21 protein-coding genes are annotated in these 22,336 nt (G+C 60.1%); 13 read left to right on the forward strand and 8 right to left on the reverse strand.

Annotated elements, in window-relative coordinates; all coding sequences use genetic code 11:
* Positions 1–66: 66 nt before the first annotated feature.
* Positions 67–369, forward strand: a complete 303-nt coding sequence (locus QX034_RS03625; protein WP_315704496.1) for a hypothetical protein — start codon at positions 67–69, stop codon at positions 367–369.
* A 167-nt stretch (positions 370–536) separates the two neighbouring features.
* On the opposite strand, the gene QX034_RS03630 is transcribed toward QX034_RS03625, so the two are convergent.
* A complete protein-coding gene (locus QX034_RS03630) occupies positions 537–2,624 on the reverse strand; it encodes a molybdopterin oxidoreductase family protein (protein WP_315704497.1) in 2,088 nt (695 codons plus the stop codon).
* A 525-nt stretch (positions 2,625–3,149) separates the two neighbouring features.
* Here QX034_RS03630 and QX034_RS03635 point away from each other — a divergent pair.
* From QX034_RS03635 to QX034_RS03670, 8 genes are all read left to right on the forward strand, one after another.
* Positions 3,150–3,836 carry a GntR family transcriptional regulator gene (locus QX034_RS03635; protein WP_315704950.1) on the forward strand — a complete coding sequence of 229 codons (687 nt, stop codon included), beginning with the start codon at positions 3,150–3,152 and terminating at the stop codon, positions 3,834–3,836.
* 68 nt (positions 3,837–3,904) lie between these two features.
* Positions 3,905–4,903 carry a TRAP transporter substrate-binding protein DctP gene (dctP, locus tag QX034_RS03640; protein ID WP_315727712.1) on the forward strand — a complete coding sequence of 333 codons (999 nt, stop codon included), beginning with the start codon at positions 3,905–3,907 and terminating at the stop codon, positions 4,901–4,903.
* A gap of 48 nt (positions 4,904–4,951) precedes the next feature.
* A complete protein-coding gene (locus QX034_RS03645) occupies positions 4,952–5,464 on the forward strand; it encodes a TRAP transporter small permease (RefSeq protein WP_315704499.1) in 513 nt (170 codons plus the stop codon).
* 18 nt (positions 5,465–5,482) lie between these two features.
* Positions 5,483–6,772: a TRAP transporter large permease gene (locus QX034_RS03650; protein WP_315704500.1), complete on the forward strand. Its 1,290-nt coding sequence runs from the start codon at positions 5,483–5,485 to the stop codon at positions 6,770–6,772.
* 402 nt (positions 6,773–7,174) lie between these two features.
* A complete protein-coding gene (locus QX034_RS03655) occupies positions 7,175–8,434 on the forward strand; it encodes an ABC transporter substrate-binding protein (protein ID WP_315704501.1) in 1,260 nt (419 codons plus the stop codon).
* 84 nt (positions 8,435–8,518) lie between these two features.
* Positions 8,519–9,394, forward strand: coding sequence for a branched-chain amino acid ABC transporter permease (locus QX034_RS03660; protein ID WP_315704502.1), 876 nt, complete (start codon positions 8,519–8,521; stop codon positions 9,392–9,394).
* Positions 9,395–9,396: 2 nt separating this feature from the next.
* The gene (locus tag QX034_RS03665; protein WP_315704503.1) at positions 9,397–10,323 is read left to right on the forward strand and encodes a branched-chain amino acid ABC transporter permease; all 927 of its coding nucleotides are present in this window, start codon (positions 9,397–9,399) and stop codon (positions 10,321–10,323) included.
* A complete protein-coding gene (locus QX034_RS03670) occupies positions 10,320–11,804 on the forward strand; it encodes an ATP-binding cassette domain-containing protein (protein ID WP_315704504.1) in 1,485 nt (494 codons plus the stop codon). The genes QX034_RS03665 and QX034_RS03670 overlap by 4 nt, the downstream gene beginning before the upstream one ends.
* Before the next feature lie 10 nt (positions 11,805–11,814).
* Here the strand turns inward: QX034_RS03670 and QX034_RS03675 are convergent, their stop codons facing one another.
* The 3 genes from QX034_RS03675 to QX034_RS03685 form a co-directional block, all read right to left on the reverse strand.
* On the reverse strand, positions 11,815–12,546 hold the full coding sequence (locus QX034_RS03675) for a Crp/Fnr family transcriptional regulator (RefSeq protein WP_315704951.1): 732 nt from the start codon (positions 12,544–12,546) through the stop codon (positions 11,815–11,817).
* Positions 12,547–12,918: 372 nt separating this feature from the next.
* Positions 12,919–13,050: a hypothetical protein gene (locus QX034_RS03680; protein ID WP_315704505.1), complete on the reverse strand. Its 132-nt coding sequence runs from the start codon at positions 13,048–13,050 to the stop codon at positions 12,919–12,921.
* Between the two features lie 95 nt (positions 13,051–13,145).
* The gene (locus QX034_RS03685) at positions 13,146–13,859 is read right to left on the reverse strand and encodes a helix-turn-helix domain-containing protein (RefSeq protein WP_315704506.1); all 714 of its coding nucleotides are present in this window, start codon (positions 13,857–13,859) and stop codon (positions 13,146–13,148) included.
* Positions 13,860–13,998: 139 nt separating this feature from the next.
* Between QX034_RS03685 and QX034_RS03690 the strand changes: the two genes are divergently transcribed.
* On the forward strand, positions 13,999–14,316 hold the full coding sequence (locus tag QX034_RS03690) for a cytochrome c (protein WP_315729623.1): 318 nt from the start codon (positions 13,999–14,001) through the stop codon (positions 14,314–14,316).
* Positions 14,317–14,399: 83 nt separating this feature from the next.
* Here QX034_RS03690 and QX034_RS03695 read toward each other — a convergent pair whose 3' ends face one another.
* From QX034_RS03695 to QX034_RS03705, 3 genes are read right to left on the reverse strand one after another with little or no spacing between them, the layout of a single operon-like run.
* Positions 14,400–15,503, reverse strand: a complete 1,104-nt coding sequence (locus QX034_RS03695; RefSeq protein ID WP_315704508.1) for an ABC-type transport auxiliary lipoprotein family protein — start codon at positions 15,501–15,503, stop codon at positions 14,400–14,402.
* A gap of 3 nt (positions 15,504–15,506) precedes the next feature.
* Positions 15,507–16,286 carry an ABC transporter ATP-binding protein gene (locus QX034_RS03700; RefSeq protein ID WP_315704509.1) on the reverse strand — a complete coding sequence of 260 codons (780 nt, stop codon included), beginning with the start codon at positions 16,284–16,286 and terminating at the stop codon, positions 15,507–15,509.
* A 2-nt stretch (positions 16,287–16,288) separates the two neighbouring features.
* A complete protein-coding gene (locus tag QX034_RS03705; protein ID WP_315704510.1) occupies positions 16,289–17,425 on the reverse strand; it encodes an ABC transporter permease in 1,137 nt (378 codons plus the stop codon).
* Between the two features lie 173 nt (positions 17,426–17,598).
* Here QX034_RS03705 and QX034_RS03710 point away from each other — a divergent pair, with 173 nt between their 5' ends.
* Both QX034_RS03710 and QX034_RS03715 read left to right on the forward strand, forming a co-directional pair.
* Positions 17,599–17,874: a hypothetical protein gene (locus tag QX034_RS03710; protein WP_315704511.1), complete on the forward strand. Its 276-nt coding sequence runs from the start codon at positions 17,599–17,601 to the stop codon at positions 17,872–17,874.
* Complete coding sequence (locus tag QX034_RS03715) at positions 17,875–18,348, forward strand: phage holin family protein (RefSeq protein WP_315704512.1); 474 nt, start codon at positions 17,875–17,877, stop codon at positions 18,346–18,348.
* A 36-nt stretch (positions 18,349–18,384) separates the two neighbouring features.
* On the opposite strand, the gene QX034_RS03720 is transcribed toward QX034_RS03715, so the two are convergent.
* Positions 18,385–21,078 (reverse strand): bifunctional acetate--CoA ligase family protein/GNAT family N-acetyltransferase, encoded by a 2,694-nt coding sequence (locus QX034_RS03720; RefSeq protein ID WP_316190134.1) that lies wholly within the window; start codon positions 21,076–21,078, stop codon positions 18,385–18,387.
* 267 nt (positions 21,079–21,345) lie between these two features.
* On the opposite strand from QX034_RS03720, the gene QX034_RS03725 reads away from it, so the two are divergent.
* Entirely contained in the window at positions 21,346–22,335 is a 990-nt protein-coding gene (locus tag QX034_RS03725) for a zinc-dependent alcohol dehydrogenase family protein (protein ID WP_315704514.1), read from the forward strand.
* Position 22,336 lies beyond the last annotated feature (1 nt).

The raw sequence follows: 22,336 nt of genomic DNA on the forward strand, positions 1-22,336 counted from the left end.
GGCCCGCGAACTGCTCAGCGGGCGCGGGATGTGGGGACATGGTAACCGGTTGTTTGCGCATGAGAGATGGATTTGAAGTTGTCAGGTCAGTTGGCTCAGATAGTGAAAGCAGCCCGACCGAGCGCGGCGGCGGGATCGGTGCCCGTCCCGAGCCGCGGCTCGATACAGCCCTGCGCCAGCCTGCCGGTCGGCGCGCCGCGCGGCCATGAGACCGGCGACATCGCAGGCCTCGGCGACCCGCTCGATCGGAGCCGTCACAATGTGAGACACGATCCGGCTGAAACCGTTCACCAGAGCGAGGGTATCGGCTGCAAAAAGATGCGGGATGCGGACGACACGGGTTTGCATCGTGGGAATCTCCAGATTTGAGCGCTGCTCAAATCTATTTACCGCGAAATTGAGCAACGCTCAAGAGATTTGTTTCTGCAATAGAAGATCGCCTAGCATGAGCGCGGCTCAGCGCGCAGGCGCCGGACGAAGTCGAGCCAAGCCGTTGAATAGAAACTATTTTTTTGAACTAGAAGTGACGAGCCTTGCTAAATCACCGCCTTGCGCAGCCAGACCTTGTTGTCGTGGAACGCCGCACCGCCGATCGGGGCGACCGTATCGGCTCCCGTAAGGCTATTGATGCCGCGGCCGCCGATATGAGCGCGATTGGGGTGAATCGATTCTGCGATCAGCACGCCGCGTCGTACGCCCTCAAACAGGCGCGCTGTCAGCGTGGTCTCACCCCGGGCGTTGCCAAGCCTCACCGCCTCGCCGTCGGCGATGTCGAGCGCGGCCGCGTCCAGCGGATGGATCATCACCGAGGGCGCCCCTTCCCTCGCCTGCGAGGACGGCGTTTCGTTGAAGGTGGTGTTGAGGAAGGAGCGCGACGGGCTGGTCGCTAGCCTAAACGGATGGTCCGCATCGGTCTCCTCGGTCACCGCCCACTGGTCCGGCAACGACGGCATCCGTTCCGGGTTGCCCATGATCCGGCCGACGGGCGGGCGCGTCCAATCCGCCCTGAAATGGAACTTGCCGTCCTTGTGCGCGAAGCCGTCGAGATAATGCGAGGTGCGAAAATCCGGCTGCAGATCGCGCCAGATGTCGGCTTCGAGCCCGGCGATATCGCCGTGTCCGCTCTTCTTCAGAGTCACGTCGATCAATTCGCGCGGCGTCATCTCAAAACCAGGATGAACGGCCCTGAGCCGCCGCGCCAGCCCCTGTAAGACTTCGTGGTTCGAGCGGCACTCGCCGGGCGGCTCGATCAGCTTCGGACCGACCGAAATGTGCTGATGGCCGCCGCCGTAATAAAGATCGTCGTGCTCCATGAACATCGTCGCCGGCAGCACGATGTCGGCCATCTGCGCGGTCTCGGTCATGAACTGCTCGTGGACCGCAACGAACAAGTCTTCGCGTGCAAAACCCTGCCGCACCAGGTTCTGCTCGGGCGCGACGGTCACCGGATTGGTGTTCTGGATCAGCATCGCCCTGACCGGCGAACCGCCGCACAGCGCCTGGCTGTCGCCGGTCAGAATGCGCCCGACCAGCGACTGATCCAGAATGCGCGTTCCGTGATCGATCGCATCATGGCCTTCGATGATGGATTCGTCGAATCGCCAAAGCGCGGCGTTGTTGAAGAAGGCGCCGCCGCCCTCATATTGCCACGCACCGGTCACCGCGGGGATGCACGACGCCGCATGCATCTGCGTGGCTCCATTGCGGCTGCGGGTGAAGCCATAGCCCAGCCGGAAGAAGGTGCGCTTGGTCTCGCCGACCGCGCGTGCAAACGCCTCGATCTCCGCCACCGGCACACCGCAAATGGAAGAGGCCCATTCCGGCGTGCGCGTCTTCAAATGCGCTTCGAGTTCTGCCGGACAGTCGGTGTAACGGTCCATATAAGCGCGATCGGCATAACCGTCGCGAAATAGTACGTGCATGACGCCGCAGGCAAAGGCGCCATCGGTGCCCGGACGCAGAATGATCTTGATGTCAGCCTGCTTCATCGTGTCGTTGTCGTAGATGTCGACGGCCGCAATCTTCGCACCGCGCTCCTTTCGGGCGCGAGAGGCATGGGTCATGACGTTGACCTGCGTGTTCACGGGATTGGTGCCCCAGATCACGATCAGATCGGAGACACCCATCTCCCGCGGATCGACGCCGGCGATCTTGCCGGTGCCGACGGCAAAGCCGACGCGTGCGACATTGGCGCAGATCGTCGAGTAGAAGCGCGAATACTTCTTCACATGGGTCAGACGGTTGATGCCGAGCCGCATGACCAGGCCCATCGTGCCGGCGTAGTAGTACGGCCATACGGATTCCGCGCCGAAACCGCGCTCAGCTCCGATAAAGCGTGCTGCAATCTCGTCCAACGCCTCGTCCCAGGAGATGCGCGCGAACTGGCCGGAGCCCTTCGGACCAGTGCGCCGCAGCGGATGCATCAGCCGCTCGGGATGGTGGATGCGCTCGGCATATCGCGCAACCTTGGCGCAGACGACACCGGCCGTATAGGTCTGCCGCTTCGAACCGCGCACCCGACCGATCGTGTTCCGATCGAGCACCTCGACGTCGAGTGCACAGGCCGACGGACAATCATGCGGACAGGTCGAATGACGGATCTGAATGCGAGGCTGCTGGTTCATGCCGTGATTGTTAACACCGAATTTCGTCTCGACCGAGTGCATTCGCGAGGCACTCGCATGAACAAAACGCAGGCGTCGTCGCGCCTACGACTCGGAACCTCGAACGAGGACATGTAGCGCGGGAGCGTACATCGATCATTGCGTCGCAGCGTCCAAGTCGGCGAACTGGTCGAGCGCTCTCCGGCCACCTCAACGCCCAACGCGCTGCCGATCACACATTTCGTGGTGCCAGAGGCAAGCTGCACAAGCCTCGGTCGACGCGCAGAGCGGACATCGAGCATGGCCTCCCGTCGAGCAAGGCTTCCCGAGACTGGAGCCGACGGTGCACATAGCGCCAAGCACGACTCGATTCTCCCAGAAATCGAACAGCCCGCAGCCGTCGGCTCCCATTCCCTCCAGCCCGCAAGGGTGGTGATTTTCGTTGCCAAGCGAAATTCATATACTAATATATCAATTGAGGAAACGCACATGATCGCCCGAGCGCCAAGGAAATTGGCCCCTGCCCCACGACCGATATCCGCCCGCGTGCGCCGCAACGAGCGGCCGCGGGGAACGAGGGCATCGTCCCAGATCTACTCCGATCTGAGGGCAGAATTGGTTTCGCTTGCCCGCCGCCCGGGCGAGATCATCTCGGAATCCCAGATCGCGACGGCCTATGGCGTCAGCCGAACCCCCGTTCGCGAGGCGATCCTGAAGCTTGCGGACGAGGGACTCGTCGAAATCTTCCCACAATCCGGCATTTTTGTCTCACGCATTCCGATCGCGGCGCTGCCGGAGGCCATCATCATTCGGAAAGCGCTGGAGGAAACCACTGCGCGGATGGCTGCCGAACGCGTGACCTCGAGTCAGTTGTTGAACCTGCATGCGATCCTCGAGCGACAGCGCGAGGCCGACACAGCGAGAGATCGCGAAGCATTCCACCAGGCAGATGAACTCTTTCATGCGGCCATTGCAGAGATCGCCGGCTACCCCGGAATCTGGACCCTGATCCAGCAGGTCAAAGTCCATGTCGATCGCTATCGCAGGCTTACGCTGCCTCAGGCAGGCCGCATGACCGAGGTGATTGCGGAACATGAGCCGATCCTGACCGCAATAGAAGCTCGCCACCCGAACGCCGCTCAGCTTGCGATGGCGCGCCATCTGGATCGTCTGCTCGGAGATATTTCCGCCATCCAGACGGTCAATCCGGAGTTTTTCGACCGATCGACGTAAGTCTCACGTGCCGAGAACCGCGAATCCAATGATTGCGGCTCAAACACCATAGTCCTGGGAGGGACGCCATGAAACGACGCGACTTCATCAAGCTGAGCGTTGGACTGACCACTGCAGCCACGCTCCCCCCACTTTCATCCGCGCTGGCGCAGTCCAAGGCGATTCTCAAGACCTCCGACGTGCAGCCTCCCGGCTATCCCACCGTCGCCGCAACAGAAAATCTCGGAAAGAAGCTGGCAGCCGCGACCAACGGCCGTCTGTCGATCCAAATGTATCCGTCCGCTCAACTCGGCGGCGAGAAGGAGACCATCGAGCAAACCCAGATCGGCGCGATCCAGATGTTACGCGTCAGTGCGGGCGCGCTCGGCCCCATCGTCGACGAGATCAACGTCGTCAACATGCCCTTCCTGTTCAAGAGCATCGAACATTCCGAGAAGATGATGGACGGCCCGGTCGGACAGGATCTTCTCGACCGGATCAGCGCCAATCCGAGCGCAAATCTCGTGGCGCTGTGCTGGATGAATTCGGGCGCGCGGAGCATCTACAACACCAAGCGGCCGATCAAATCGATCGAGGATATCAAAGGACTGAAGATCCGCGTGATCGGCAATCCGATCTTCATCGACATGATGAATGCCCTCGGCGGCAATGGCATAGCCATGGGATACGATCAGGTCTTCAGCGCATTGCAGACCGGCGTCATCGATGGCGCCGAGAACAACCCGCCCAGCTATGTCTTCTCCAACCACTATACGGCGGCGAAGTATTACTCGCTCACCGAGCATCTCGTCATTCCAGAAGTGCTCGTCTTCTCCAAGAGAGCGTGGACCTCGCTCTCCCCCGACGATCAGACCCTGATCAAAAAATTCGCCCGCGAGGCCCAGATGGAAGAGCGCGAATTATGGAAGGCCTATGAGCGTCAGGCCATGGAGAAGGCCAAGGCCGCCGGCTGCGAGATCAACGAGATCCCGGACAAGGCGCCGTTTCAGGCCGCGGTGAAGCCGGTGTGGGACAAATATGGTCCCAAATATCAGGAGATGATCAAGCGCATCCAGGCGATCGCGTAAGGCAACGCGGGCATTGTTTGCCAAAAAGACAAACAAGGAGAACGAGCTATGGCCGCTCTATATCGGCGGGCAATGGATGCACTTTATCTCGCCTGCGTGATCGTCGGTGCCACGGCATTGGTGCTGATCTCGGCTGTCATCCCGTATGCGGTTTTCACCCGCTACGTTCTGAACAGCGCCGCGTCATGGCCGGAGCCTTTGGCCGTGTTGCTGACGATCCTGTTGACTTTCATCGGCGCGGCGGCGGGCTACAGGCTCAATCTGCATATGAGCCTGTCCTACTTTGCCGATCAGCTGCCGACGCCTTGGCGTCGGGGTCTCGACATCATCGTGCAACTACTGATGGCCCTCATTGCGATCTTCATGATCGTCTGGGGCGAGCGGCTCGTCGAGGTCACCTGGCAGAACACCATCGCCGACTTCCCGTTCCTCTCGGTCGGCGTGACCTATCTGCCTATCCCGATCGGAGGGCTCTGCCTGCTCTTCTTCATCATCGAGCGGATATTCATCGGCATTCCGCCCGATCCGATCCCCCATAGCGATCGCGCGTCCTTCGATTAGGTCCGCAGAGAGAGATCCATGGATATTTTCATCCTGCTCGCGACGATGCTGGTCTGCTTCTTGATCGGAATGCCCATTGCGTATTCGCTCGCGCTTGCGGCCATCGTCGGCGCGCTCTGGATCGGCATTCCGCTCGAAGCGGTGATGCTGAAGGTCTCCGATGGCGTCAGCAAGGTCGCCATGCTGACAATTCCGTTCTTCGTGCTGGCAGGCGCCATCATGGCGGAAGGCGGCATGGCACGGCGGCTGGTCGCGTTCGCCGACGTGCTGGTCGGATTAACGCGACTTCGCGGCGGATTGTCGATCGTGAACGTGCTTGCGACCACATTCCTGAGCGGCATTTCCGGATCTGCGGTGGCAGATACGTCTGCGATCGGCTCGGTGATGATTCCTCAGATGGAGCGCTCCGGCTATCCGCGGGTGTTTGCCACCAATCTCACCATCAGTTCGTCCGTGCAGGCGCTGCTTGTGCCGCCAAGCCACAACGCCGTGCTCTATTCACTCGCAACCGGCGGCACGATCTCGATTAGCGCGCTGTTCGTGGCAGGCGTCTTTCCGGGGCTGCTGCTCGGCTTCTCGCTGATCCTGCTCTGCCTCGTGATCGCCTACCGCGAGCGTCATCCGACCGGGCATGTGGTGGCCACAAAGGATGCGATCAGGATCACGATCGACGCCGCCTGGGGGTTGATCACTCTGGTCATCATTCTTGGCGGCATCCTCGGGGGCGTCTTCACCGCGATCGAGGCCGGCGCGGTTGCCTGTCTCTGGGCTTTCTTTGTCACGATGTTCATCTATCGCGATTACCGCTGGCGCGATCTACCGGTTCTGCTCCACCGGACCCTACGCACCATCGCGATGGTCATGACCCTGATCGCCTGTGCCTCCGCCGTCGGCTACATCATGGCGCTCACCCAGATGCCGGCGAAGATGACGCAGTTCTTCCTGTCGATTTCGAGCAACAAATATGTGATCCTGTTCCTGATCAACATTCTCCTGCTGCTGCTCGGCACTTTGGTCGACATGGCGCCATCGATCTTGATCGCCACGCCGATTCTGCTTCCGGTGATGCAAAATTTCGGCGTCGATCCGGTTCATTTCGGAATGATCATGCTGCTGAACCTCGGGATTGGCCTGTGTCACCCGCCTGTCGGAGCCATCCTGTTCGTCGGCTGTGCCGTCGGCAAGGTGAGCATCGAGCAGGTCATGCGCCGGATCTGGCCATTTTACGCCGTGATGTTCCTGGTGCTGATGGCGGTGACCTACATCCCTCAGATATCGCTGTGGCTGCCGCGGCAGGTGCTGCACTGACACTGTGGCTCAAGATATCGCGACCATGTTGCGGGCGCCTTGCTGGCAGCATCGTCTCGGCCTTAGTGTCGCTCCCGATACTGCCTGAAACAAAACGCTGACGGCCGGCGCCGAACGCACGCGAGGGGCAGTGGTGCCGATAGAGCTTAGGGCGGTTCGATGGCCCGCAGACCGATCGACACGTCGGGCCGTTGCAGAACGATGTGCGAACCGGCCCGCCCGCCATCCATCCGAAGATCCGACACGTTGATCAGCAGCAGGGCCTCGCGGCCATAGATTATCGGGGGTTAAGTTCTGCTCACGGCCGAGGTCGGTTGCGCTGCGGCAATTTCCGTGACGCTTGCTGATCTCGCAAGCGGCGCTACAATGAAGAAAAACAAGTGAAATTCCAGGGAGAGAAATATGACGAAGGTTTCCCGCATTGCATTATCGTGGTCGGGGTGCGGCTTGCTCGCGCTGAGTGCAGCTGGTTTTCTGGGCGCGGCCTTGAGCCCTGCCAGGGCAGCCGATGCGCTTAAAATCGGCGTGATCGCAGAAGCGCAGGCCATCGCCGGCGCGTCCATCCCGCAGGCGGCGCAGATGGCGGCCGATGAGATCAACGCCAAGGGCGGTGTCGATGGGCGGAAGATCGAGATCGTCACTTATGACAATCACTCCTCCTCCGCCGATTCGGTTCGCGCGTTCCAGCGCGCGGTCAACGAAGACAAAGTCAATATCGTCATCGCAAGCTATATCAGCGAGGTGGTGCTGGCACTTGAGCCCTGGGCGTCCCGGCTGAAAACGCCGTTCATTACGCCGGGCGCGGCATCGAACGAGATCAGCAAGAGCGTGCATGCGGACTACGAGAAAAACAAATATACCTTTCATGGGTACCTGACGTCTGCGGCACTCGCGCAGTCCGTTTGCGACGCGGCCAAGGAACTCCTGGTCGACGGCAAGCACATGACGTCGGCCGTCATCATGAGCGAGGACGCCGCCTGGACCAAGCCGCTCGACGTTGGCTACGAGGAATGTCTACCGAAGATCGGGCTGAAGGTCCTTGACCACATCCGCTTCTCGCCTGACACCACCGACTTCACGCCGATCTTCAATAAGATCGAAGCGGCCAAGCCGGACGTGATCATCACCGGCATCTCTCACGTCGGCGTCCAACCCACCGTGCAGTGGAAGAATCAGCAGGTTCCGATCCCGATGTTCGGAATCAGCTCGCAGGCGACCAACTCTACCTTCGGCAAGGACACCAATGATGCCGCCAACGGCGTGCTCTATCAGGGTGTTTCCGGCACCGGTGTGGCCGTCACCCCGAAGTCCGTTCCCTTCTCGGAGGGCTTCAAGGCCAAATACGGCAACTACCCTTCTTACGCCGGTTACACGGCCTATGACGAGGTCTACTACATTGCCGACGCGGTCAAGCGGGCGGGCTCGACTGATGCCGACAAAATGGTCGAAGCGCTGGAGAAGACCGACTGGGAGGGGACGATCGGCCGCGTGCAATTCTACGGCAAGGATGATCCGTTCACGCATTCGATCAAATACGGCAAAGGCTTGATCACCGGGCTGATGCTGCAGTGGCAGGACGGACAGCAGGTTGCGGTCTGGCCCAAGGAGATCGCGAAGTCACCCATGAAGTTCCCGAGCTTCATCAAGGTCACCTCGAACTGATATCCAGCGCTATCCCGCTCCGATCGGGGCGGGACATTTTTGCCTCTCCTCTTGAAGACAGCTCTGCTGTCTCAGCCCAGGTCCATGCGTGCACTCCAGATCCTGATCGACGGCTTTGCCGTCAGTGCGCTCTATGCGCTAGGCGCAACCGGATTCACCCTGATCTTCGGTGTATCCGGGGTGCTTAACCTGTCCCACGGCGCCATCATGGTGCTCGCTGCCGTGGCGGCCTGGGCCGCCGCGAGCATTCTTCATACCGGCACCTACGCCGGCGCATTGATCGGCATCTTGGCCGCACTGATCGCGGCCTTCGCCACCTATTTTGCGGTCGTGCAACCAATCCAGCGGTCTCGGCGCATTCCGAATGAAGAGAAGGAGATCTTTGTCCTGACCGGGACCCTGCTCTGGGGCATCATGATCCAGGAGCTGATTGCCTATTTCTTTACGAACAATGCCAAAACCGTGTTGCCGATCGTCGAGGGCGTGGTCGATATCTTGGGCGTACGAACACCCAGCAATGAGATCTTCACCGCCATCGTCTGCTGTCTGGTCATCGCGCTACTCTGGGCGTTGGTGAATCGGACCCGCACGGGAAAGGCTGTGCTCGCGGCGTCCATGAATCCGCGCGGCGTGACGCTGCTCGGTCTCGAACTGACCAACATCTATATCGTGGTCTGGGCGATCTATGGTGTGCTGGCCGGCATCGCCGGCGTGCTGCTGGGGATGTTTCTTGGCGTCAGTTCCTATAGCGTCGGTCCGTTGACGGCGAGCGCCTTTTCGATCGTGGTGCTGGGTGGGCTCGGCAGCGTATCGGGATCCTTGATCGCCGCTTTCGTCGTGGGTTATCTCGAGACCTTGACGGCCTACCTGGTCTCGCCCGCTTACCGCACCATCCCTGCTCTGCTGCTCCTCGTTTTCGTGATGTATATCCGGCCGCAAGGCCTGCTCGGGAGGCGATGAGCATGTCGGGATTCTTCACATCACGCCTGTTCGTGATCTCGCTCGTCGTCGTTCTCGTCGCAGCAACCTTGCCGCTCTACGTCTCCGGCTACGTACTTGGCCTGCTGACCGTCGCTTATTACTTCGGCGTTTTCGCGATGGCTTGGGATCTGCTGTTCGGCTTCGCCGGCGAGGTCAATTTCGGCCCGACTTTCCTGATCGGCGTCGGCGCCTATACTGCCGGCATCGTCAACAACCAATATGGCTGGTCGGTTTACGTGTGTATCGTGCTGGGAGCCATCGCATCGGTCATCGCGGGATTTGTCCTGGCGCTGCCGGCGCTGCGAGTCCGCGGTCCCTATTTCGGCCTAACGACCCTGGTTGCCGTGCTGATGCTGCAGAATTTTGTCGTAGTGTTCGCCGACCTTACCGGCGGTGAGATCGGCTTGACGATCCCCGACGTCATTACCATCAGTGCCAATGCCAATTACTGGATCGCTCTCGGATTCATGACGATCAGCGCGGCGATCCTCTATGGACTGTCGCAATCGCCGCTCGGCCTGGTGCTGCAGGCCAGTGGACAAGACCCTGTTCAGGCGGGCGCGCTCGGCTTCAATATCGTGAAGCACAAGCTGTTCGCCTTTATCGTCAGCGCGTTCTTTTCCGGCCTATCAGGTGCGCTTTTGGTGTTCTACTTCGGCACCGCCTCGGTCGGAACCGTGGTCGACGTCGCCGTCGGCGTCAACGTGATTGTCGCCGCAGTGCTTGGCGGCCGACGGACCGTTCTGGGAGCCGCGCTCGGGGCAATCTTCCTGATCGTCGCCGGCGAGTTTCTGCGACCAACAGGAGAGCTCGCAACCTTTATCGTGTCTTTCGTGGCGCTGCTGGTCGTCCTGTTCTTCCCGGGCGGCTTCCTCGGCGCGGCCCTGTCTCGGGAGGCGCGCTCGTGACGGATGCAGGCACAACTTCGACGGCGCCCCTTCAGGTACGCGGCCTCGTGAAGCGCTATGGCGGATTGACCGCGGTGAAGAACCTCAATTTCGATCTGCATGCCGGACAGATCCTGGGGCTGATCGGGCCGAACGGCTCCGGCAAGTCGACGGCAATGAAATCGATCATGGGGATCGAACGGCCGACCGCCGGTGAGGTCATTTTCCAAGGAGAGAACGTCGCGGGTTTGCCGGCGCACAAGATCGCGCGAAAAGGCTTCGGCACGGTGTTCCAGCATTCGCGACCGCTGAACCGACAGACCGTTCTGGAAAACATATTGGTTGCGCTGCTGCCGGACAGCCTCTTGATGCTGTTTCCGGACAAGCAACTGACCGAACGGGCCAAGTGGATCGCGGACCGCGTCGGTCTTGGCGCGGTCATGAACCGGCGCCCGCCGACGTTGCCCTTTGCCGACCTTCGACGTCTTGAACTCGCGAAAGCGATCGCGCGCGAGCCCAAAGTCGTGCTCGTGGATGAGCCGTTCGCTGGCCTCACGATGGCTGAGGTCGGCACCTTCTCGGCTTTGATTCGTAGTTTTCGCGACGAGGGCCGCGCGGTGCTGCTGGTCGACCACAATGTAAAGAGCGTGGCAGCGCTGGTTGACCAAGTGCTCGCGATGTATCTTGGGGAAGAGATCGCCTTCGGGCGCGCCGAGGATGTCATGCGTAACGAAACGGTCCGCCGGGTTTATCTAGGTGGCGCGATCGAAACGTCAGCGCGCCCCGAGGTCAGCTTCAAGGACAAGGTCCCAGCATTGGAGGTGAAGAATCTCAGTGTCGTCTATGGCAAGGCCCAGGCCCTGGACGATGTCTCGATCCACGTCCATCATGGCGAATTCGTTTCCATTGTCGGTCTCAACGGCGCCGGAAAGACCACGCTGTTCAACGCCATCTCTGGCTTCCTGCCCTATAGCGGCGACGTCATTCGTGACGGCGCCCCGTTGCGCGGGATCAGCCCGGCGCGGATCGCGCGCGAGGGCATCGTGCAATGCCCGGAATCGCGCGAGCTGTTCGGCGAAATGACCGTGCGCGAAAATCTCGATCTCGGAGGCCAGCATCTTTCAGATCAAGAGCGGGCTCAGCAGCTGAGTTGGCTATTCGAGCTATTTCCGATTTTGAAGGATCGACAAAGCCAGCTTGCACAGACGCTTTCTGGAGGCGAGCAGCAAATGCTGGCCATCGGCCGCGCACTGATGATGCAGCCCAAGGTCCTGATCCTCGACGAACCGACGCTCGGGCTTGCGCCCGTCATCCTCGAGCAACTCTCCAAGGCTCTGGAAAAGCTGCGACAGACGACCCCGATCACAGTCGTCTTGGGAGAACAGAACGTCACCTTCGCACTTCCGCATGCGGATCGGGTCTATGTATTGGAGCACGCCCGCATCGTCTGGGAGGGCGATCCCGGCCGCTTCGCACTGGAAGCCGGCGCGGGCTATTTGTAATAGTCCGCGCTTACGCTTCGTGCTTTGAACCGGCCTCGGCCAAGGCCCGGAGCGGCTCCGGATTCAAGAGGACGATGGCGCCATGCTCGAGCCGGACCCAGTTGCGGGCTGCCCAAGCGCGCAGCTGCTTGTTGATACTTTCCCGGGTCATGCCGACCATTTCGCTGATTTCCTGCTGGGTGATCGCAATGGTCCGGCTGCCAGGTTCGAGCTTGCGCTTCTCGGTCAGGCCAAGCAGGGCGCTTGCGAGACGACGAGGCAAATCCTGCAGAATGAGCTGCTCGACCTGATCGCTGGTCCAGCGCAATCGATCGCACAAGAGCTCAATGAACTTCATGGCGAGTGCAGGCTGGCTTCTCACGAACGGCAAAAAATCGCGGCGATCAATGACAAAGATCTCGCAATTGGTGTTGGCCGTCGCATCGGCGGTCCGCTCCCCGCCATCGAGCACGGCGACCTCACCGAACAGTTCACCCGCGCTGATCAGGTTCAGGATTGCGTTCCGGCCGTCCGGCGACGACACGCTGATCTTGACGGTGCCGCTGATGACCGCATAGAGGCTGTTGCCCGAATCGCCTTTGGAAAAGATCGCGGCACCGCGCCTCAGCGTGGTGGGCTTGGCGTACCGACAAAGCTGGTCAAGCGCATCGGCCTCCAGGTCACGAAAAATCGGATGCTGGCGGAGCACAGAGAGTTTGCCGCTTGCAGAAGGCCGAGAGACCCCCTTCTTTTCGTCAATCACGCCGTTCCTCCAGCATCGGATCGCCGACCGGAAGATATTACCGTGACGCTGGCGGGGTGCTGACCCAAGGACGCAAGACAGGACGATTTGGTCACGCCAACAGCCATCGAACAAGCGGGAGGAAGCCGAAACTCTCAGGCCAGCAAGAGTGCCTGTTCGTTCCGCCTTTCGTACCGCTTCGGAATACGACAGATCGGCACAGGGAATCCGCCACAGTACAGCCGAGACCAAAGTAGTAAGCAATATGCCAGACACCTATAAGATGTCTTCTCGACAATGTCGATGCTGCTCCGCAGGCTGCGAAGGCCTCCTTAGGCGGCTGATGCCCGGCCAGGGCAGTCCTCCACCATCTCAGATGCGCGCTACGAGCGCCTATTTCCGACCTGAGATATCCTTCTTCAACTTCAGCGGGCTGGTCTGCGAATCGGCCCAGGCCAGCACTGCAGCGAACGCCACGAACACGGCCAATACGGCCAGACTGACCACCAAAGCGTCGAAAGGCATGCCTCTCCCTCCCCTTGAGTTTGGAGCATTGTCCTTTCGACAGCCGCTTAGGTCTTTGATCCGGATCAAACCGGAGCCAGCCGTCCCCCGCCCGATCAGGCCGCGGCGAGCGCTTCGGCGCGGGCAGGATCGCGCAGGCAGACGCCTCCTGGCACGATCTCGATGATCCCTTCTCTCTCGAGCTTGGTGAACGTCCGGCTCACCGTTTCGATCGTCAGGCCGAGGTAATCTGCGATGTCCTGCCGGCTCATTGGCAAGGGAACGATATCCGATATCCCCCTGAGTTCGGCGAGACGATCCCGCCAGCCCACGAGGAAGATGGCGACCTTCTCCTCTGCCGAACGACGTCCAAGCAAAACCATGTGGTCACGGGCTTGATTCAGCTCCTGGACGGTCAGATCGTTCATGCGCCGCAACAAGTTCGGCTTGTCGTCCGCAAAACGCGCGAACGGTGTCTTGGCGAACTGGCAGACTGTTACCGGACCGATTGCATCCGCCGAAAAGCAGTGTCGCTGCTCGGTCGTCATGCCTACGAAGTCGCCGGGAAGGGCGAACCCAACGATCTGCCTTCGCCCGTCGGGCAGAAGCTTGTAAAGTCGTACCACTCCGTCAAGCACATTGTAGAAATATGACGTCGTATCTTCCTGCGTAAATACGGTCTCACAGCTCGCGAACTGAACCCGTCGGCTCAGTTGTTCGAACTCCCGCATCTCCACCTTGTCCAGAGACGCACAGAGGCTGAATTGCCGCACAGCGCAGTCGGTACAGGCCTGCCCATTCGGGTCGACCGCAACCAGGGACATCTTCATGCATTGCTCCGAACGGCCGAGCCACCAACGTTTGCGGCATTCTAACCGATCATCCGCTCGGCAGTTGATGCAAATCAAATCGCCTCGCGTTGGGCCCAATATCTTGAGTTGAGGCGACCCTGCCGCCAACGGATTGCGAATGCTGCGCCTCACCTCGTGTCAGATTCTTCTGACCCTTGCCCTACTGTCTCCGGCTCTGGCTGCCCACACCGCGGAGCAACGCGGACGGACCTATGCGCAAGCCCATTGCGCAAGATGTCACGCGATCGGCAGGACGGGCGACAGCCCCCTCAAACCCGCGCCGCCCTTCCGCACGCTACACCAACGCTACCCTGTCGAATCGCTCAGCGAGGCCTTGGCGGAAGGAATTGTGACCGGTCACCCTGTGATGCCGCAATTTAGGCTCGCACCGGAGCAGATTCACGACTTGCTGTCCTATCTGAAGACCCTCGAATAACAGCGAGGAGTACGAAGCGCCCTCGCTGCCGTCTCATGATGCGGGCTTCGGAAGCAAAGCGCTAGCCCCCGAGCAAGTCCGGTCTAAAGCGCCTGTGTCGTCCACGCGATAACATCCTTGGCGAGACGGCCAAACGCGCCGTCAAAGCCGGAAACGGCCGCCGCCGGATCGAGCTCGCCGACTTTTTGGCTTTGCTCGAACAACCGCGAAGCGATCACCTTTCCATTCTTGTCGACCAGTCGTGCGGATACGCCGATTTCGGCGACGGGCTCGAGCTCGGTCGAGATCCGGAAGCGTCGGACATCAATCAAGAGCTGATAATCCGGCTGGCCGACGTCGGTACTCCGGAGCGGCGCGTGCGCGACGTCGAAGTTCTCAAAACTATCGATCAGCCGTGCCTGCAACAGCTTTGGAATGCTGTCAGCCCAGAGAAACTCGGCAAAGGCCGGATAATCTTTAGCCGGGAAGAACAGCATGCGCTGCGTCTGCAGCATGGCAACGGCCGTGGGTTCCGGGATCGCCAGCTGGCCTTTCCATATCTTGGTAGGACGCCCAAGATCACTCGGCGCCTGCAGATCATAGGTCACCTTCTGGGCTGGTGTGCCACCTCCGGTCAGCTTCTCAAGCCCGGCGACGATACCATCGAGTTTCCCGGTATTGCGCGCCAGCCCATCCGAGAACGTTTTGAAATTCCCGATGGTGTCCTTCAACGGTCCGGCATTTTCAGCGAGCACGGCGTCGACCCGGCGCAACGCATCCCTCGCAGCCTGCGTCATACTCTGGCCAGCTCCTGGCTCTGCGATCAAGGTCGGGATTGGACCGGACACCGTTACGAGCGTACCGCCCTCCAGGGCGATCACCGGAACGCCTGTCAAGCCCTGGAATTCGAGACCGACTTTGGTGTCCGCCCGGACCGGCGTCGCAGAAGCTACAGAGATCGTGGCGTTGACACGGCGTGGGTCCTCCGGTGCGAGCCCCAACTGGGTAACCTCTCCGACGCGGATCCCATTGAAGAGAACGGCGGCACCGACGAGCAATCCTGGGACCGAGCCCTCGAATTGCACATGATAGCTGGTCCGAGGCCCCAGTCCGCCGGTGTTGTTGAGCCAATAGACGAAGCCAAAAACGGCGACAATAGCGGCAAGAACGAAAGCGCCAATCACGGCAAAGGGAGCGCGGGTTTCCATCTCTCAACTCACTTTCGGTTGCAGCATCTGGGAACGCTTGCCGTGAAAATAGGCCTTCACCCAGGGATGCTCTGAAAGCAACAGCTCGCGCATCGGCCCGACCGCAACGATTTTGCCATCCGCAAGCGCCGCGACTCGATCGCAGACGACGTTCAGGCTCGCAAGATCATGGGTGACCATGAAAACCGTCAATCCCAGAGTTTTCTGCAGCGTCTTTATCAGCGCATCAAAATCGCCCGCCGAAATAGGATCGAGGCCCGATGTCGGCTCATCAAGGAACACGATTGCGGGATCGAGGGCGAGCGCGCGCGCCAGTGCAACACGCTTGGTCATACCGCCCGAGAGTTCAGCTGGAAATTTTTCGCCGTCCTCCGGGGTCAGGCCAACCATCTCGAGCTTCGCCGTTGCGATCTCATCCATCAATGACTGCGACATTTGAAGACTTTCCCGCAGCGGGAATTGGATATTTTGCCTGACGGTGAGCGATGAAAACAACGCTCCCTGCTGAAAGAGAATGCCCCAACGTCCCGCAACATCTTCCCTGTTCTGCCGCGCAGCAGCGCCGACAGGGATTCCCATCACTTCGATCGTTCCGCTTCGGCGTGGGATCAGACCGATGATCGTACGCATCAACACCGATTTGCCTCCGCCCGACGCACCGACCAGACCGAGGATTTCCCCCTTACGCACATCGAGTGAAAGATGGTCGAGAACGATCTGCCGTCCGAAGCCGACCACTAGATCGCTGACGTGAATGGCGACGGCTACTGCACTCTGCTCCATGGCTACATCCCGATGGACGCGAAGAAGACCGCAAACAGGCCATCGAGCACGATCACCAAGAAGATCGACTTTACGACCGAGGTCGTAGTCTGCAGACCGAGCGATTCGGCACTGCCCTTGACGCGCAACCCCTCGCTGCATGCAACGATGCCGATGACAAGAGCCATGAACGGCGCCTTGTACATGCCGACCTCGAAATGCGTGAGAGAGATCGCATCATGAAGCCTGGCAATGTAGATAGCCGGCGCCATGCCACCATAGAACTGCGCCACAAGACCTCCACCGTAAAGCGCTGCCATAGATCCGATGAAGGTCAGTATCGGAAGGGTCAGGATCAAAGCGACCACACGAGGCAGGATCAGCACCTCGATAGGGTCAAGGCCCATCGTCAGCAATGCATCGATCTCCTCACGCATCTTCATCGAGCCGAGCTCGGCCGTGTAAGCGCTGCCGGAGCGCCCTGCCACCATGATCGCCACGATTAGAACCCCGAGTTCTCGCAGAACCAGAATCCCCACCATGTCGACGACATAGGACTCGGCACCGAAGCGGCGAAAATGGAAGATTCCCTGCTGGGCGATGATCGCGCCGATCAGAAATGTGATCAGCATGATGATCGGGATCGCCTGCCAGCCGATCCGGTACATTTGATACACAAGCGACGTCAGTCGCAGCGAGCGCGGACGACGCAGCACGTTCGCCGTCGCCAGGAACAGCGATCCCAGCATCTCGAGAAACACAGCAAACTCGCTGACCGCCCCGATGCTGGATCGCCCCAGATCATCAAGCTTGGCCGCTATAGGAGATGCCTTGGGCGGGCTCACAACGGGCTCCCGGTTGACCCGCCGGACCTCCTCGATCAAGCCAACGTAATTGTCGGCAATCCCTACCATCTCGACGCCGCGTCCAACTGAACCGAGCCGCCGCGACAGCTTCTCTAAGAGCCAAGCGCCGAGCGTATCGAGTTCGCTTACGCCTTTCAGGTCCATCTTGACCGCCACAGGACGATCGGTGTCGGCCGCGACCGAATTCGTCAGGCGTTCAAGCACGGAGACATTTGCGGCGGTCCATGCGCCGCTCGGACGAAGCTCGAGCAAGCTTCCTGCGGCCTCAGCCGTCAATACTGGTTGGGTACCCAAAACGATGTCCTTCCCTCGCCTGAGGCCCGCGAGACCTCTTCCTTCCTAAGGTGCCTTCGAACACCAAAATTGACCTAGCTCAAACCGCCTTGCCAGTGACGCTGATTGAGCCAGATCAATCCCTGCACCGCAACACCTCCTAGCATTAGCAGGTACAATGGGATCGGCGACCAATGTTCGATGCGAGCGCAATCAAAGATGAGCTGCAAGCCCTCAAGAAAGACCTCGCTGACGCCTTGTCAAAAAGGGGAGCATCCCTTCGCGAAAAGTCAGACGAAGAGGTGAGATCGGTGGCCGCCCAGATGAAGTCTACATTCCAAGAGCTGAGCGACGCACTGGAGCAGGAGGAAGCTCAGCTCGAAAAGCTCGTCAGTCAACATCCGATCGCATCACTTGGCTCCGCTCTCGCACTCGGCGTGGTCATTGGCCTGCTATTCAGGAGAAGTTAGGTGAACACGGACAACGTCGTCAATCATTTGCGCGTCCTCTGGCGGACGGACAGGATCATCGCCGATATCCGCCTTCGTCACCTGCTCTGGGGCTTCGGCTTGCGAGCACTTGCCGCTCTCCTTGCGGTATTCGGGCTTCTGATGTTCGAGCTAGCAGCGTATTTCTGGCTGATCCAGATCTGGTCTGCCATCACAGCGGCTGCCGTCTTAGGTGCCATCGACGTCGCTATTGCGGTAATCCTACTTGCGTTCGCCGCCCGCTCGCCTTCGGGACGCGAGCTCGAGCTTGCCAACGAAATTCACGGAGCTTCGATCGAAGCGTTACAATTCGAGGCACGAGCGTTTCAGTCCAACGTCGCTGGCGCCTTGAACAATCCTTTGGACGTCCTTGTACCGCATCTGCTCGTGCCGCTGATCGGCATCATCATAAGAACTTTGAGAGGCCACTCTTCCAGCGGCGCTAGCCACCCCTGATTGCCCGTCCCGTCCAAACGACATGCGAAGATCACGTCACAACCTTAGTCGTACGTTACAGAGATCGTGCTCCATGGGATCCGGCTTCACCTCGAACCCGAGCTGACGGCACATATCGAGCATGATGATGTTTTCCTGCAGCACGTCGCCCGAAATCATCTTGAGCCCTTCCGATTTTGCATACTCGATGATCAGCTGCATCAGGGCCCAGCCGAGCCCTTTCCCCTTCAAATCCGAGCGAAGCAAGATCGCATACTCACCGCTCTCATAGATCGAGTCGGAGTGAATGCGCACAACCCCAACCAATTCGTGGGTGGCTTCGTCGAAGGCAACGAACGCCATCGCTCGGGCATAGTCCAGCTGCGTCAATCTCGCGATGAATTCGTGGGTGAACTCCTTCATCGGGGCGAAGAAACGCAACCGCAGATCTTCACCGGTCACGTGCTTCAGAAATTCGTGGATCAGCGGCTCATCTTCCGGACGAATGGGACGAGCAAAAATCCGCCAGCCGTCCTTGATCTGAAGGTGACGCTCCCACTGGGTCGGATAGGCCCGAACAGCGAAATTCGATGGACCAGATCCCTTGAACTTCGGCTGCACCTTGCCGATCACCACGCGTGCGTCGACCGCCAACACACCACTCTCGTCGGCCAACAACGGATTGATGTCGAGTTCGCGGACGTCCGGGAGATCGGCCGCCAGCTGAGCCAGCTTGACCAAGAGCAATGCGACCGCGTCCGGCTTGACCGCGGGAACATCCCGATAGCTGCGCAGCAACCGAGAGACCCGGGTACGCTCGATCAGATCGCGCGCCAAGTGCAGATCCAGCGGCGGCAAAGCCAATGCCTTGTCGTTGATGATCTCGACCGCGGTTCCACCACGGCCAAACACAACGACCGTGCCGAAGGTGGGATCGTCGGCAAGCCCCATGATCAGCTCACGGGCCTTGGCGCGCACCACCATAGCCTGCACGATCACACCCGAAATCCGCGCATCCGGGCGAAGCTTCTTGGCTCGCTCCATGATGTCGAGCGCAGCCGTGCGGACCGCCTGCGGCGTCGTCAAATTGAGCACCACGCCGCCGACATCGGACTTGTGCACGATATCACGAGAGAGGACCTTCAATACCACTGTCGCGCCTTGACTAAATAACTCCGTCGCATAGTCGACCGCAGCATCAACATCGGCCGCGGCGAACGTTTGGACCATCGGAATGTCGTAGGCACCGAGCAGCCGCTTGATTTCGACCGGATCAAGCCAAGTCCTTCCGTCGGCCAATGCCGCGGAGATAATGCTGCGAGCGGTCTCGATATCCGGGACAAAGGAGTCCGGCATAGCCGGAGGCACCGCCGCGAGCGCCTCCACGACTTCCCGGTGACGAACCAGATGCATGAAGCCACGAACGGCATCGTCTTCCGTCGGGTAATTTGGGATCGACGCGCTGCTCAGGGTTTCCACGATGGCCTGGTCCGCGCCGATCCAGGCAGCGAGAACCGGCTTCGCCCAGCGTCGGTGCTGCTTACGGTATCCGCTCACCAATTCAGTGATCGTCACCGCGATCTGTTCGGCAGACGCGATCGCAGTCTGAACATTCATGACCAGTACAGCGTCATTGTTCTGATCGGCTAACAACACCTCGAGAGCGGCAGTGTAACGGGCAGCATCCGCGTCACCGACGATGTCGACCGGATTCGATCCAGACCAGGTCGGCGGTAGCACGGCATTGAGCTTCCCGAGGCTCTCAGACGAAACGACTGCGGCAATTCCTCCGAGTTCGACAAGGCGATCGACGGCAAGCACCCCGATTCCTCCTCCGTTGGTAAGGATGGCGAGACGCTTTCCCGTCGGCGATTCGACTCGTCCCAACGTCTCCGCGCAATCGAACAATTCGCGCAAGTCGGAAACGCGCAAAATGCCAGCCCGTCGGAAGGCCGCATCATAAACGGCATCCGTCCCCGCAAGCGCACCGGTATGGGTCGCGGCAGCCATCGCCCCCGGCACGCCCCGGCCCGATTTGACGACCACGACCGGCTTGATCCTCGCGGCGGCCCGCGCCGCGGACATGAACTTCCGAGCGTCGTTGATGGATTCGATGTAGAGCAGGATCGCGCGGGTCTTGCCGTCCAATGCGAAATAATCCAGCAAGTCGGCGACATCGACATCGAGTTGATCACCGATCGAGACGATGCCAGAAAAGCCGACATCGCGCTGGGCCGCCCAATCCACCATCCCCGCGGCAATCGCCCCCGATTGTGATATCAGGGCGAGGCTGCCGGCGCAGGGCATGTGCGCCGCGAAACTTGCATTCAGGCCGACGTCCGGCATCATGATGCCCATGCAATTGGGCCCAACAAGACGCATGCCGTGCTTTTGAGCGGCTCGTTCCGCCTGCTCGGCCAAAGAACCCGGACCATGCCCGAGTCCGGAAGTGATGATCAGCGCTCCGGCAGTTCCCTGCCCCCCTGCCTGGTCGATCAACTCTGAAACAAATGCGCGAGGTGCGGTAATGACGATCAATTCCGGAACGAACGCCAATTGATCGAGACTCCGCGCCGCGGTAACGCCCGCGATTTCGCCATAACGCGGATTGACCAGCCCGAGGTTGCCTTTGAACCCGGACTTCCTGATGTTTTCGAGGATAGCTCGCCCGACGGAATTTCGGCGCGGACTTGCACCAATCAACGCGATCGAACGCGGCGACAGCACATTTTTGAGGCGATAGGTCGACATGAGCGAAGCATCCGACAATTAACCAAGCGGGTTTGGTGTTGGCTCTTGAAACGACTCACAACCCGAACCGTTCACCTCCCGGCTCGACATCATAATCCAGCATGGTGTTCGGGCTTGTGAACGATGCATAATGCCGCGAGCCGTTTGGCGGCGCCTTGAGCCATCATGTCATCATCGACATGGTTCCGCCTAGTACCTTGACAGATGTCAAAGGCAGATTGCGGCCGTCATTCTACTGGAGGATCCCAGTCACCTGGAGGTCGATCCATGCGTGCCATGGTGCTACGAAGAGAGGGCGGCCCTCTTCAACTCGAGGATCGAGCAGATCCCACCCCCGCCCCAGGTGAGATCCGCGTGAGGGTCAACGCCTGTGGCGTATGTCGGACCGACTTGCATGTGTTGGATAACGAACTGCCCAACATTAGATATCCGATCGTGCTGGGGCATGAAATCGTCGGACGCGTCGATCTGATCGGGCCAGGCGTGACGACGCATCGGCTCGGCGAGCGAGTTGGCGTCCCCTGGCTGGGACATACGTGCGGGGTTTGCCGTTTCTGCAGGGACGGCATGGAAAACCTCTGTGATCGTCCGTTGTTCACCGGCTATACGCGCGACGGCGGCTTTGCCACTCATACGATTGCAGATGCGCGCTACGCGTTCCCGCTTGGCGAAGGCGACAACGATGTCGCAATCGCTCCGCTTTTATGCGCCGGGCTGATCGGGTGGCGCTCACTCGTGATGGCGGGCAAGGCGGATCGCCTTGGCATCTATGGCTTTGGTGCGGCTGGCCACATCGTCACTCAGGTGGCGCGCTGGCAAGGCCGCCAAATCTACGCCTTCACCCGCAAGGGCGACGAAGCCGCCCAGAATCTCGCCCTTGAGCTTGGCGCCACATGGGCGGGCGCATCGGGTGAACTTCCGGATGAGCCACTGGACGCCGCCATTATCTATGCGCCTGCCGGAGAGCTGGTTCCCCTCGCGCTGCGCGCGGTCCGGAAGGGAGGTCGCGTGGTTTGTGCAGGCATCCACATGAGTGACCTGCCCAGCTTCCCCTATCGGCTGTTGTGGGGAGAACGACAGCTCGTCTCTGTGGCCAACCTGACTCGCCACGACGGTTTGGATTTCCTGAAAGTAGCCTTCCAAGCTCGCGTCCGTACCCACACCACGCCCTATCCGCTCGTGGAAGCAAATGAGGTGCTAGCCAAGTTGAAGCGCGGTGAAATCCTGGGTGCCGCCGTTCTTGTACCGGACGAATAGC

The sequence above is a fragment of the Bradyrhizobium sp. SZCCHNR3119 genome, assembly GCF_032487775.1.
In the GTDB taxonomy this organism is placed as follows: Bacteria; Pseudomonadota; Alphaproteobacteria; order Rhizobiales; family Xanthobacteraceae; genus Bradyrhizobium.

Excerpts from the sequence above, each read along its gene's own strand:
- dctP (WP_315727712.1), top strand. The coding sequence starts at position 3,905 with ATGAAACGACGCGACTTCATCAAGCTGAGCGTTGGACTGACCACTGCA.
- QX034_RS03650 (WP_315704500.1), top strand. The coding sequence starts at position 5,483 with ATGGATATTTTCATCCTGCTCGCGACGATGCTGGTCTGCTTCTTGATC.
- QX034_RS03710 (WP_315704511.1), top strand. The coding sequence starts at position 17,599 with ATGTTCGATGCGAGCGCAATCAAAGATGAGCTGCAAGCCCTCAAGAAA.
- QX034_RS03700 (WP_315704509.1), bottom strand. The coding sequence starts at position 16,286 with ATGGAGCAGAGTGCAGTAGCCGTCGCCATTCACGTCAGCGATCTAGTG.
- QX034_RS03665 (WP_315704503.1), top strand. The coding sequence starts at position 9,397 with ATGTCGGGATTCTTCACATCACGCCTGTTCGTGATCTCGCTCGTCGTC.
- QX034_RS03680 (WP_315704505.1), bottom strand. The coding sequence starts at position 13,050 with ATGCCTTTCGACGCTTTGGTGGTCAGTCTGGCCGTATTGGCCGTGTTC.
- QX034_RS03660 (WP_315704502.1), top strand. The coding sequence starts at position 8,519 with ATGCGTGCACTCCAGATCCTGATCGACGGCTTTGCCGTCAGTGCGCTC.
- QX034_RS03630 (WP_315704497.1), bottom strand. The coding sequence starts at position 2,624 with ATGAACCAGCAGCCTCGCATTCAGATCCGTCATTCGACCTGTCCGCAT.
- QX034_RS03625 (WP_315704496.1), top strand. The coding sequence starts at position 67 with ATGGATTTGAAGTTGTCAGGTCAGTTGGCTCAGATAGTGAAAGCAGCC.
- QX034_RS03720 (WP_316190134.1), bottom strand. The coding sequence starts at position 21,078 with ATGTCGACCTATCGCCTCAAAAATGTGCTGTCGCCGCGTTCGATCGCG.
- QX034_RS03695 (WP_315704508.1), bottom strand. The coding sequence starts at position 15,503 with ATGGAAACCCGCGCTCCCTTTGCCGTGATTGGCGCTTTCGTTCTTGCC.
- QX034_RS03685 (WP_315704506.1), bottom strand. The coding sequence starts at position 13,859 with ATGAAGATGTCCCTGGTTGCGGTCGACCCGAATGGGCAGGCCTGTACC.
- QX034_RS03655 (WP_315704501.1), top strand. The coding sequence starts at position 7,175 with ATGACGAAGGTTTCCCGCATTGCATTATCGTGGTCGGGGTGCGGCTTG.
- QX034_RS03690 (WP_315729623.1), top strand. The coding sequence starts at position 13,999 with ATGCTGCGCCTCACCTCGTGTCAGATTCTTCTGACCCTTGCCCTACTG.
- QX034_RS03645 (WP_315704499.1), top strand. The coding sequence starts at position 4,952 with ATGGCCGCTCTATATCGGCGGGCAATGGATGCACTTTATCTCGCCTGC.
- QX034_RS03725 (WP_315704514.1), top strand. The coding sequence starts at position 21,346 with ATGCGTGCCATGGTGCTACGAAGAGAGGGCGGCCCTCTTCAACTCGAG.